The sequence below is a fragment of the Pseudomonas sp. GW-45 genome (genome assembly GCF_056896675.1).
The window spans coordinates 101,246-113,834 of the sequence record NZ_JBXHBH010000002.1 but is presented as its reverse complement, the minus strand read 5'-3'; the positions used below and the strand labels follow the sequence as shown (position 1 = coordinate 113,834).

Annotated in this window: 11 protein-coding genes; 9 read left to right on the top strand and 2 right to left on the bottom strand. The window is 45.2% G+C overall.

What is annotated here, in order from left to right; all coding sequences use genetic code 11:
- Positions 1-13 precede the first annotated feature (13 nt).
- The 7 genes from AC1XYH_RS19585 to AC1XYH_RS19555 are packed head-to-tail and all read left to right on the top strand — an operon-like array spanning position 14 to position 8,514.
- The gene (locus tag AC1XYH_RS19585) at positions 14-559 is read left to right on the top strand and encodes a hypothetical protein (protein ID WP_483326447.1); all 546 of its coding nucleotides are present in this window, start codon (positions 14-16) and stop codon (positions 557-559) included.
- Between the two features lie 19 nt (positions 560-578).
- Complete coding sequence (locus AC1XYH_RS19580) at positions 579-965, top strand: hypothetical protein (protein ID WP_483326446.1); 387 nt, start codon at positions 579-581, stop codon at positions 963-965.
- An 11-nt stretch (positions 966-976) separates the two neighbouring features.
- Positions 977-1,651: a hypothetical protein gene (locus AC1XYH_RS19575; protein ID WP_483326445.1), complete on the top strand. Its 675-nt coding sequence runs from the start codon at positions 977-979 to the stop codon at positions 1,649-1,651.
- Between the two features lie 24 nt (positions 1,652-1,675).
- The gene (locus AC1XYH_RS19570) at positions 1,676-3,001 is read left to right on the top strand and encodes a hypothetical protein (RefSeq protein ID WP_483326444.1); all 1,326 of its coding nucleotides are present in this window, start codon (positions 1,676-1,678) and stop codon (positions 2,999-3,001) included.
- Entirely contained in the window at positions 2,991-5,063 is a 2,073-nt protein-coding gene (locus tag AC1XYH_RS19565; RefSeq protein ID WP_483326443.1) for an ATP-dependent helicase, read from the top strand. The genes AC1XYH_RS19570 and AC1XYH_RS19565 overlap by 11 nt, the downstream gene beginning before the upstream one ends.
- 2 nt (positions 5,064-5,065) lie before the next feature.
- The gene (locus AC1XYH_RS19560; RefSeq protein WP_483326442.1) at positions 5,066-8,194 is read left to right on the top strand and encodes a hypothetical protein; all 3,129 of its coding nucleotides are present in this window, start codon (positions 5,066-5,068) and stop codon (positions 8,192-8,194) included.
- Positions 8,195-8,196: 2 nt separating this feature from the next.
- Positions 8,197-8,514, top strand: a complete 318-nt coding sequence (locus AC1XYH_RS19555) for a hypothetical protein (protein WP_483326441.1) — start codon at positions 8,197-8,199, stop codon at positions 8,512-8,514.
- A 276-nt stretch (positions 8,515-8,790) separates the two neighbouring features.
- Here AC1XYH_RS19555 and AC1XYH_RS19550 read toward each other — a convergent pair whose 3' ends face one another.
- Together AC1XYH_RS19550 and AC1XYH_RS19545 are read right to left on the bottom strand one after the other, a co-directional pair.
- The gene (locus AC1XYH_RS19550; RefSeq protein ID WP_483326440.1) at positions 8,791-9,597 is read right to left on the bottom strand and encodes a hypothetical protein; all 807 of its coding nucleotides are present in this window, start codon (positions 9,595-9,597) and stop codon (positions 8,791-8,793) included.
- A gap of 13 nt (positions 9,598-9,610) precedes the next feature.
- Entirely contained in the window at positions 9,611-10,270 is a 660-nt protein-coding gene (locus AC1XYH_RS19545) for a hypothetical protein (RefSeq protein ID WP_483326439.1), read from the bottom strand.
- Positions 10,271-10,327: 57 nt separating this feature from the next.
- On the opposite strand from AC1XYH_RS19545, the gene AC1XYH_RS19540 reads away from it, so the two are divergent.
- Positions 10,328-10,912 carry a hypothetical protein gene (locus AC1XYH_RS19540; protein ID WP_483326438.1) on the top strand — a complete coding sequence of 195 codons (585 nt, stop codon included), beginning with the start codon at positions 10,328-10,330 and terminating at the stop codon, positions 10,910-10,912.
- A 186-nt stretch (positions 10,913-11,098) separates the two neighbouring features.
- Positions 11,099-12,586: a YqaJ viral recombinase family protein gene (locus AC1XYH_RS19535; RefSeq protein WP_483326437.1), complete on the top strand. Its 1,488-nt coding sequence runs from the start codon at positions 11,099-11,101 to the stop codon at positions 12,584-12,586.
- Positions 12,587-12,589 lie beyond the last annotated feature (3 nt).

The following is a 12,589-nucleotide window of genomic DNA, read 5'->3' as shown; positions in this document are numbered from 1 at the left end:
ATAAAGGTGACTTATGTTTGAAGGCGTCGAGAGCTTTGGTAGCAATATAAGTGATATTTTTATTAGTTTAAGCAGTGAATATCCTGCGATTCTCGACGCTTTTCTTATTTTCTTTGGCGCAGTTGGTGTATTTATCGGAGCAACAGCTGTCTTTGATGTAATTAAGATGGGTGGTCAGACTGGGCGTGGTCAAGGTAGCAGCGGGGTAATAGCAGGGAAGCTTATTGGCGGTGTTGGTCTGATTGACTTAGCGTTTTGGGCTAAAACATGGAGTTCTACAATATGGGCAAACGATGATCCTTTAGGTATTAGTTCTTATTCAAACACTGGTTCTTCTGATAATTCAGAAGCTGCTATAGCAGCTGCTCTCGGAATTATGGCCATTGCTGGTTACGTTGTAATAGGGCGAGCATACCTTGGCATAGCGAAATTAGGTCACCTTCAGCCAGATGCTAGAAGTGATTTAATAGGTAACATATTTGCAAGAATAGTTGCTGGAAGTGCTTTGATTTCAGCTACTCATATTGCTGCAGCATTTAAGAATTCATCAGGTTTTTAACTAATAAATGAGGTTTGAAATGGCATATTTAAAAGAAATATTTGTAATGCAGGCTTCAAAGGTAAAGCACTTAGTTCCATTGTTTTTAATGCTGATTTTTTCCCGTAACGCTTTTGCTTTAAAGGTAAGCGATTTAACAGCTGGGATGAGGTCTGAGACAAGTGAAATTGTGCCAGTATTCTTAATGATTGTTGCTGGCTTAGGTGTTTGCTTTGGGTCTGTTGCAGTTATTTCAGCAATCATAGCTAAGAAAAATAACCAGCCTTTGTCATGGCAAGTCTTTGGTGTAGTTGGTGGAGCCTTAAGTGTTGTCATTCCAATTATTCTTCTTGCTGCTGGCGGTTCGATGACTGGCGGTGAAGGTGATGGCTCAAACATGATGAATTCCCTCAACATTGATTACTAAGGATTAACTTTATGCAATTGAGCACTGTTCAAAATACTTCAGTTTTCGATAAATTAATGAGTGGCGCTTGGTTAGAGCATCCTTTGTTACTAGAAAATGGTATGGCAGTGCTCAAAAGCAATAATTTCACATGCACAATTTGTGGTTTTAAAAGTAAGCCATCAATAGGTTTAGATAATCCCCACGGATGGCTAATACCTGGACAAATGAGCCATGCAGGATATTTGCCTGTTACTAAGTCATCTAGTAAGTGTTATTGCCCTTTTTGTATTAGTTCTTTAGCGATCAATTGGGGCGTAACATCTAATATTCAAAATGGTCGCGAGACTGCAGCACCTGGTATGTTGATCAGTTTCTCGGGGATTTCACAAATACAGCTCAACAGGCTTTCAGTCTATATTGTTTCTGTTTTGTGCTCCCAACGTGTTGGTAATTCAGGTGGTGGTGTTGTTGCTGTTGCTACTGCTATTAATAGTGCTATGAAAAGTCGTCAGCTTAACCTTCAATCTGATTTACCCGTGTATATTGAAGGGCAGGACTCATCATTTGCTCGCTCTCTAGCTTTACTGCCTGAACATTTATACGAAAGTCGGTCAAAGGTCATGCACATGGTTCGTTGGTGGCCTAATTACGAATATTGGTTGGAACAAGGTAATTACTGGAATAAAACAACTTTCTCAAACTAAAATCTATTTGCTTTAGGGGTCTTGATGTCTACACAATTTGGTGTTGCTCTCTATGCAAATGGAAACCCAAGCTGTCGTGAGGGTAACTTTGCTTGTAGTCATCGAGGACAACCATTTGAATTTGCATCAACAAGTGATTTGCCGAGCCAAACCTTATGGGTAACTAATTGTTCGTTAAGTGATTTAGTAGAATTTGGCCTCCATAAGAATCCGAAGATTGCGCACAACGGTTATTTCCGTACACGCCTATCTCAGATGATTCAAGAATTAGGCGCTCATAAGTTAAACACATCGCAGCAAGCTGCTTTGTTAGCTGAATTGCTTGGTAACGCTGCAAATATGTCACGGTTACAATTAGGTCTTACTCAGTATCCTATTCGTGGTATTGCACAGGGTGTTGGTCAGCTTTACGGCAGTAATGAAGCTTCCAAAAAAAGCGTTGTTGGCCGCATAGCTGAACAAGCTTGTCAACGTTATACGTCATGCGAACGTGAAAGACGATATGAGCATGTAGATATATTTTCATTCTGGATGCCCAGGCATCAATGGGCGAGTATGGTTTTAGAAACCCCTTTACCACGTAACGATAGTCTTAATCTGTTATCACCCCAAACACTTCCTAATAATGGTCAAGATGCTCAGGCTTTAGTCGATTGGGCAATTGAAAATTCAATTCCTTTATTCGTGCGGGTGAAGATACACGGGCTTGAAGAAACTGTTGGCCGTCTTATGAATTACGGATCAGGGGCGCAGACAGTTGAGCGCATGGGGCAGGGCGGTGCGCATTATTCAGCACGGAATCTAAGAGAGTGGTGTTCATTACCCGAGCTTGAGGTTCTTGCTCAAGCAGGTGATATTCAGATTTTACAGGTCGCTACTGCTTCAGGCTGGGATCGTAGTGGTCTTCATGTTTACAACAGCAAAGTAGCATCTGTTTCTTACTCTTACGGACTTGTGGCTGAAAACCTATGGGCAGGTATCACTCGTAAACCTGACTCTTCAGGTGCTGTATCTAATAATTTGTCATCAGCGTGGGTTCAAGCTGTAGACCGTATGTCTTGTTTACGCATCGCTGAGCGAATACATAATCTCGGATTTGAGGTTATGAATTACGGTAATGGTCGCATTACTGTAGCTTGTCCTCCATCTGTTAGAGCTTTAATTCCTAATGTGGCGCGCGAAGAAAAGCTCATGTATCCCGCCTCACTTGATGGTCTTAACCACTATAAGCCAAGACCAGACAACCCAATGCATGTCCTCCAGCATCTTATTAATTCTCAGGACTTTGCAAATCTAATTAAGATTGATCAGGTGCTCCTTAAGGGCATGGGTGATTCTAGTGCAGCTTAATCCCCAACAGGTTGCTGTTGTAACTCACCCGTATGAACAATCATTGTTAGTTGTCGCTGGAGCTGGCAGTGGTAAAACCACGGTGCTTGCTCACCGGACTATCGCCATAGCTAACGCGCTTCCTTCGCACCAATCAGTTCAGATGCTTACCTTCAGTAACAAAGCTGCTAAAGAAATGATGCTGCGTATCAAGCGTATAGGCACCACGGCCCTTGATCGTATCTTATGTGATACTTATCATTCATGGGGAATAAAGCAGCTTAAGGCTGACCCTGAGGGGTTTGGTTTGAGTGAAGGTTTTACCCTACTTTCTGACTCAGATACTAAGCGAAGTATTAGGGCACTAGCTAAATCTCATGGGCTTCCCAAAGAGATTCCCCAAGAGGATCGCCGTCGATTAAATCCAAAAGCGTGGCTATCTACTTGGTCTCTAGCTAGACAAGCTGGTTTTGATGTGAATAACCTAGATAATTATCAATCACTGACTGACAGATTAGCCAAGGCACACAATCTTCAAGGTGACGAAATAGAACTAGCGTGGCAAACCCTTCGTGGTTATGAAATTGAAAAACAGAAAGCTAACAGTGTTGACTTTGATGACCTGATCTATTTGCCACTTTTGCGCCTAGCCAAGGATATCAATTTCGCACCTTCAATTAATTGCTCAATTGGTCACGTAGTAATTGATGAAGTGCAGGATTCTAACCGTATCCAATACGAAGTCGTTCGTCGCTGGGTTAATGGTTACTGCCCGGTAACAGCAGTTGGCGATGATGATCAGTCAATCTATGGTTGGCGCGGTGCGGAAATTAGCAACCTTCGTCGTTTCAAATCACATTTTTCAGCCTCTGAGCTTCGTCTAGAACAAAACTACCGATCTACTCAATCTATCGTAAATTGCGCGACATCATTGATTCGGGTCAATGTTGATCGTCTTGAGAAAACACCTTTTTCGACTGCCGATGTTGGGTCTGATCTGACAATGCGTCTTTTTGATACTAGCCGTGATATGAGTGAAGATCTTTGTGACCTAATCGCTCAAAAAATTGAAGCTGGCGTACCTCCTAAGGAAATTGCTGTTCTATATCGTACTAACAGAATGGCTATGTTAATTGAGCAAAGCCTTGGCAGGCGAGGCATCCCTTTTCACGTAGTTGGTGGTATGTCCCTTTTTGATAGAGCTGAGATTGTCGCTATCACTTCAGCAATTCGTTTGTCTTTCAATCCCCGTGATGTTTATGCCCTAAAGAACCTCACGCCTTATATCGACGGTATTGGTCCCGGTTCAGGTTACGTTGTACAGGAATGGCTTGAGTCAGATGATTCGTTTTCGCTCAGTAATTTACCGGATGAAATACCCGGTTTGTCTAAGGCTCGTAGAGATGCTTTAGATATTTTCTTTAATGACCTGGTTATGGAGGTTGGTACTTCTTCTTCTGCTGAGCAATTTATTCAGTGGTCTATAGACGGACCAATGCAGCTTTTGGTTAGAGAAAAAGATGACCAAATGCGAGAAAAGCGGGCTGTTTTTTTATCCGCATTGGCTGTTGATCTTACCCTTGAGTCGGCTGAACGCTTTGCAAGTGACGGAAGGTCGCGATGGCAAGATGTTTTGCTTGATGCTGCGTTGCGTGACGCTCGCCAGTCTGAGAGTGAAGGCGGACAGATCACACTAAGTACTGTCCACCGTGCTAAGGGCCTTGAGTGGGATTACGTTTTTATCCCCGGCTTCAGCGAAGGTTTAATGCCTCTAGCAAACCGTTCTGAACTAGATGATGACGAGGCTGGCTTTAGTCATACCGAAGAAGAGCGTCGATTGGCTTTCGTTGGTGTTACACGTGCCCGCCTTGGCCTGGTAGCCATGCATGCAGACGAGTATTTCTTTCCAGGCTCAAAAGATGAGCAAACGTTTACCCCTTCTCGTTTTGCTGAAGAGCTTGGTCTTTTTCTCAATGACTTTAGAAACAAGCCTTCAGTTGACGTTGACAACATTAATTTTGAAATTGGTAGGGGTTCGTTCGCTTCTGAATTGAGCCGCTTAATAACTCCAAGGAGTATGTAGAAATGATCAGTTTTCCAGACCGGATTATGGAAGGTGTTGACGACCTTATTCGTGGCGTGCGGGGCTTGACTAAGGCTGATCACTCTACTTACTTTCCAATTGTTTGCCCCCATAGCACGGAAGTTCTGGCTCTTCATAATGGGTCTTTGCTTAGTGTCATTAAGCTCAATGGGTATATGGGTCAGTATTTCCCCGGTGCGTTCGACGCAATTAAGGACAAGTGGTCTGACTTTCTTCGCAATATGTCAAATGACAAATCAGCATTAGGTTTTGATTTGTACTGGTCGTATGAATATGACCCTCAGGGCATGGGCATTAAAACCAGCCATTATCGTGAGCGCATGATTGAAGCTTCAGAACGTCGAGGTATGGATGTACGGGACATCTTGGAAGAAGAAGCAGCTTTGTATGGCCGCATTTGTGCAAATGAATCCCAGTATCTTCTGCTAGTCACTCATATTGACTGCCTTCCAAAAGCTGATCGTAAGCAGGCTACTTCTCGAATGGGTGCTGACTCGGCAAAAGCGATCCGTGGTGCCGGCGCTATGGATTTACAGCGAGGAATTAAGGGTATTGAAGCTGTTCATGAGCAGCACGTTAATAAAGTTACTACTTTTCTGGAAAATGCTGGGAAGGGTTATACCTACAAGCGATTGGATTGCTATGAAGCTCTGACGGCTATGCGGGTAAGCTTTACCCCAGATACTACCGCTGAAGAGTGGAAACCACGCTTGACCATGAGTGACTGTAGATTTCGCCCTACGGAAGATGTAAAGGCTTCAGAGCAGCAGCGTCAAGACAAGTCTGTTCCTCTTGATTGGTCATTCACAATGCCATCCAAGCTAAGTGAGCAGATGGTTCCTGATGGTGTTGTTGATTTGGGAAAATATGTTGTTGTTGGGTCTCGTACTTATGCCCCTATGTACGTTAGCGAGCTTGCCGTTCAGCCACGGCCAATTGAAGAGCTTTTAAAGATGTGTCACAAGCGCCGGCTACCAATGCGTTTGATTTTTAGCCTTACCTCAAATTCGGATGTAGCGAATTATTGGAATCGCTTATTCGCTAGCTATTTTACATTTGCTTCTTCTAGTAATCGTCAGATTCATAAAGCTGACAAAGCAATGAAAGCTTACCAAGAAGGTAATGGCTCAATTTTCGGATATGGAATATCGGCTACAACCTGGGCTGATACTGAGGTTTCATTCAATCAGGATGGTTCCGCTCAATACACAGTCGCTAAGCTGCAGCGCGCGGCAAGTGATCTTGAGACCCTATTACAACAGTGGGGCGGTCAGCAGGTTGACAGCATTTTTGGCTGCTCTGTGGAAGCTGTCATGGGATCAACGCCGGGTTATTGTTTGCCGACATCGAGCCCACTTGCGCCACAAATTGAAATGGATATTGTCACCCAGCTACCTCTCATGAGACCGGCGACTTTGTGGTCACCTGAAGAGTCAATCTGGTTCAGGACGCCAGAGGGTATTCTGTCACCCTATCAGCCTATGAGTAGCCGCCAAACATCTATGCTGCAGCTTATTTTGGGTGGCATGGGTTATGGTAAATCTAACCTCTTATCTGAAAATATTTTCTATTTTGCAAATCATCCAGGCGCTAAAACTATGCCTTATATCAGGGGTGTAGACTTCGGTGCTAGTTCAGCTGGTGTGATTGACATGATTCGCGAGTCACTGCCAGATGACAGAAAACATGAAGCTGTTTTCGAGATGTTTTCCGCAAATGGGAAAATGATTAAGAACATGCTCGATTGCCCTCTTGGTATGCGATATCCGCTTGAGGATCAAAAGCGATTTTTGGTTACTTGGTTGATGATCCTTTGTGATGACCTGATAGGGCCAGAGGGTCAGGTTAAGGACTTAGCTTCTGTGCTGTCGGCTACGATCCAGCGAGCTTATGAGAAGCGTGATGACCGCCATCAGCTTTTTGAAAGCGTAGTTTACGATGAGAAGGTAGCTAATCCAGACGTAGAAAAGGCGAGGCTCAAGGTTGGCTTAGAAATAGATGAGCACAGCAACTATTGGGAGGTCACAGACGCTCTAATAGCTTACGGGCTTGAGCATAAGGATAACGCTGTCCTGTATGCCGCTAAGGTGGCTCAGCGTTACTGTGTGCCGCGTTTTGAAGACCTGATTCATAGCTGTGACCAGCTCCGCGAGCAGTTTAAGTCTATGCCCGATGTAAAGGGTAAATCTATGGTCGAAGCTGTCGTCAACAGCCTGATGAATGCCAATTCTATCTTTCCTGTTTTCTCAGGGATCACGAATACAGATATTTCTGAATCGCGTGTGTGTGTATTTGATATGTCTGAGGCTTTTGGTAGGGGCACTTCAAAGTACGACGATTGGATGCGAAGCGTATATTTCTCTGTTGTTTATCGACTTTTGACTGAAGACCTTTTCGTCAACAAAACGCTCAGCGGTGACCAGATCATCACGCATCAAGACCATTTGGGACTGACTGATGAGCTTGTCGAGCATCATTTGAAGTATATGGAGGAACAGGATCAACTCATCAAACTATTCTGGGCTGATGAGCTTCACCGGCTTGGTGGCGCCTATGGCTCGCTGCAAATGATCACCTCAATGTCGTATGAGGCACGGAAATACAGGGTCGGCATGATTTTGGGTACTCAAATGCCTCAACATATCCCCGAGGACGTGATAAAGTTGTGCACCTCAGCATTTATTTTTGGCGTCAATCAATCGTCACAAATTGCAGCAACGCTGGGCGAGCTTTTTTCTCTCTCAGAAGATGAGCAAAAGTCTGTTTTAGAGATTACAAAACCGAACGCTCAGAAGGGCGCTGAGGTATTTGTTGTTCACAGAGTAGACTCTGGATCTCAAACGATGAAGCTTCATTTTCAGCTAGGCGCCATCAAGCGTTGGGCCTATGCAACTGAGAGTGAAGAGCGAACGTTGCGAAGCATTCTATACGCTGAGGGTAGCTCTACGAGCTGGGCACGTAAGGTTTTGGCTTCCAAGATTGTGGATGTCAAACACTCCATCAAGGCCAAGCAGAGCATGATGGGTTCACAATTGAGCGAGGTCGAAGCTATCAGGCAGATAGCTGACGAGCTTTTAGCTTTAGAGCGAACAGCATATAGAGAGGATTAGTCGTGCTGATAACTGAATATCTTGTAGGGCGTGATGACGATGGCAAGCCTATGTGTTTGGTCGTTAAGGATGTCTTGATGACAGATTGCAGCCCAGGTGCCGCAGCTTTAGTGGTCAAGGCGACACGGCGTGATTTAGTTCAGGCTTTCATTCAGGATGATGGTGGCCTTGAATTTATCTCCTTTCCAGATTTGCCAGCAGATGTGGCTGAACTTTTATCGTCCGGTCGAAGTCTATCAATCGTTGACGCGGTTGATAACATGACGATTGATTGTGTTCTGGAAACCAATACCCCTGCACAGAAGGTATATGCAAAGTGAAGGCTTCTTTAATTCTCGCTCAGTGCTCTTCTTTTGAGAAGCGTGGTCCTGCACAAGCCTCTCTTACAGAGGTACAGGGTCATCGCACCTTTATTCACAGGCAAGACACCGATTGGAGTGATATTGTTGGTGATAAGCCTGTAACTGACAACCGCTGTTCTGATTTGGCTGATTTGTACCCAAGGCCGCGTGCTGTCTTGTCTCAGATCTTGGGTGAGATTGAAAGCTCACCGCAGCAAAATCCCGGCCTTAAATTCCCATCAATGGGCTAGCTTTTTAGACAGCCTCAACGATGGTTATTGAACACCCTTGCTTGAAAGGCAGGGGTATATTCCCAAGCTGCGAGAAGTCAGACCGCTTTGAATGGTGACGCGGCTTATTGAATCTCACACGCTTCTCAGGCCAGATCCCTTCGGGAATAATAAAGGGCATGCTGGCGTAAAACATTTGACGCCGGCTGTCCTCTTTACTACCCCAAACCACGTTAGCTCGCACATGCGGCGCTACAGGCTCATGCCAACGAATATGCTTAGCCCCGCTATTGTTCACTACTGCAGCTATATCGAACGCCCCAAACTTGTTGAGTATTTCGTTGACTTCAACGAGAGTCATTTGGCTACTCGATTCTGAGTTTTTAGCGACGGTGAAGCCAACAGACTGAAGGTCTGTTTCTTCAAGGATGGTTACTTGTCTCCATGCATGCTTGGGATGCAACCTTGACGCTCCCATTGCACGGTAAATTTTCCGCATGTCTATTCTTGTGCAGCCTGCACTTTCAGCTGAATTCACAGCGGACTGAAAAGCGGCTTTAGCGATATTTAGGCTTTTAATGTCAGTAAGAGAATCATCGCTTACACAGAATACGCCAGGGTAGCGATTGACGTTGCCGTTCTCGGCATCGGTTGGGATTGATAAGTCACCAAGAGCTGATCGCAGTAGGTACGTTGGAGACCCTTCAATCTCAGAATACGTCGCAGAATCAAACATGATCCCGCGACTACTGGTTATACGGCCAAGAATCTCGTGTGATAGACACATGAGCTTTTCTAAGCTGGCTTCAACGGCGGTCTCTAGGTCTCGCATAATGACCTCACTACTAATCTTCAGTCTTCGCTCGACGCACAAGCTTTTTCTTAACGACACCGGTACGAACTGCCGAGCCATCAGTGGTGCTTGATTGGTAGCGGAAGACAGGTTGTTCTTTACCCCACCCGCCCTGAGTGAAAACGGTTGTTGGGTCTTTTATACCGCGTGCTTTTGCCTCGGTCAGAATGACTGATTTAACCAAGCCCCAATTATCTAGATTTTCCGAAAGAATTTGGAAGACTAGCCAAGCGAGAACTCTTGTGGATTGAGATGCTTTCTCAAATCCCTTATTAATTAGTCGATGGCCGCTTGTAACTTCTAGGCCTAAGATCGGTCCTATCGCGTAGTCAGGAAAGGATGGCTCGACCTTTTGAATTAGCTCAACTAAATCTGTCAATTTAGGTGGATCAATTCGAGGTATTTTGTCATCGAACAAGGCGTAAAGACGGAGCAGCAAGCTGACGTTCGTTTGCAGCGCTTGAGATGCCTTCTGCTTTCCATACAAAGCAGACGTATTAATGCCTAGAGCATTGCCTGTTTCTGTAAGCTTTAGGTCGTAATGTGTGGTTATTTTTTGAAGCTCAACACCTGTAAGGCACTTGGCTTCAGCAAATTCCTTCAGATTATTGTCAATTTTGCTATTAATATCACTTTCGTATTGAATAGGCATCTTGGGTTCCTCTTTATTTTATAATAGAATATCAGAAAATAGTTACCGGGTCGGACAATGCCTCAGATTAGCGTTGATACAGTGTTATTTTATAAGGGAGACAGCGATCAGCTCCCAGTTGAAAAGCAACTAAATTTTGAGGGTATCAACAAACGGTTTTCAGGCCTTCGATTGCCCAGCAATGGGCTGACATTCTTGTATGGCCACAAAAACCCCGGCCTTAATCACCTTATTGGTCTTGGCCCTTTGGTTGGCCTCGAAGCTATCAAGGTGGAGGCGACTGTTGATATCCAGAAATGGATTAAGCATAAAGTCACTTTGGCTGACGATCCTGAGCGAGGCTTGGCCTACTCACGCTTCCTCAGCTTTTCACGGGCGACTCGTGAGGTGATTTCGGCTATTGACGAAGCTTGCCAAGAAGAACCTGGTGTCAGCATATTTGGTGACAGTGGTGTTGTAGACAGACCTGATTTGCTTGACAGCCTCACTACCAACGATGCTTTCAAACACCTTTGGGTTATCGCTTACACAGTTGATACCAAAGAGGTAGGTCGTATGCAGGTAGCAACCGTATTTAATACGGATGCCATTGAGGACGTAGAGGGCAGTAGCGTGCTTGATGTCATCGAATTGATCATTTAAACGGTAAGCCCCTCCTGTTCTGCTCATCCTTTCTGATTTAACGAAAACCCCTTAGCTACACCGCTGTATCCCCCAGAAACTCTGATACCACAACGAATTGTTCCCACACCATAGGGGGCGGTTTGCTTGTGGTTTTTTTTTGCTCTGTTAGACTCATCCAATCGTTTAATAATACGAAACAATATTATGAAGCTAATCGAGCACCTGCCACAGAAAGCTGTAATAACCCCAGAGGATGCCAAGCGCTGGGTTGATGGCGTAATGCGCTTCGAGACTGAGCGAGCTGAGTGGCACGTTGATCGTTTAAGCGGGTTTGGTGGCTCTGATATCGGCGCGGTTATTCGTGGCGTTTCTGGTTCAAGAGAGTCTGGATTTTCGACGCTTGAAAGAGTTGTTGAGCAGAAGCTCATGAAGCGCCTGCCACTGCGCCAAGACCACAACATGCAGAGGGGTACGGTTCTCGAAGAGCTTGCGGCTCTGGCGCTCATGTACCGGCATGGCGCTGTGCGTGATACCGCAGCAATGGCAAAGGTAGCCTCAGGGAGTACTCGACCAGGTTATGAATGGCTCATTGGTAACCAAGACGACATCGTATTTATCAACAATAAACGCCTAATTGTTGATTACAAAGTCCCATCTACATTTTCCGAAGACATTGATTTTGACTACGTTGCCCAGCTTCATCATTACGGTCTGATGGCTCGTATGGCTGGTGTAAAGCTCGACGGCTATTTGTTAGCCAAAATGGAGTTGGCTCCAGAGCTTGCCAAATCATTGGTTGCAAAGTTTCCAACGATGTCAGAGGCCGACAAACACCAATTGGCGAAAACCATTGCTACGACTGACGTTCCCGGTATGCGGATCGTTGCCTTGGGTGTAGAGCATCGCAGGTCAATGGATTTGGATATCTTGGATATCGGGGGCTACGCATGGGAAGAATACGTCTTGAAGGGCGTGGTTCCTTCAATGAAGCCCACCGAGCTAGCTGTTTTAAGCCAAGAACAGATTCTAAATTTAGCCAACCTGCAGCAGCAGTTCGCTATGGCTAAATCAGGCATTTCTCACCTCGACACAATTGCTTCTCAAGCAGTCAGCAAGATGGGCGAGCTTTTAGCTCCTGTCGATCTGGCCAGTCAAAAGCTGCCTGTCAATATTGTGAATATCAGCAAGAAGAACTACGACAAGGTTCAGTTGGTTAACGAGGCGATTGCTCGTGGCGCTAATGAATCCGAGTTACTACCTGACTCACCTGCCTATTTAGTCACCGCTCTTGTTGAAGAGATTAAGCGTCTCCAAGGAGACCCATTAGCTGACCACCTTTTTGATCGCTCTCCTGATTCAGGTAAAGCCAAAACGTTCCTTGAATCCATCGAGGGCTATGACGTTGAGAGCTTGAGACAGGAAGGCATCAACGTTTTGTTATCTCGCAAGAAGGCTGACAAAGAAACTCAGCTTGGAATGATCGACTCAGCTGAAAGCGCTATGGCGCCTTGGTTTGAGCGTCATGTTATTGGAAATGATTTTGATGCTGATGCAGTTGTTGATGATCAGCTTGAGAGCTGGGGAAAAGAAGCGGCTACGGGGACGCTTCTTGGAACCGAGCTGGCAGCAGCCAGTGATGAAGAAAGTACTACCCATAAAAGCCCCATGACTAAGAGCGCAGGCTTGCGCTAGGAG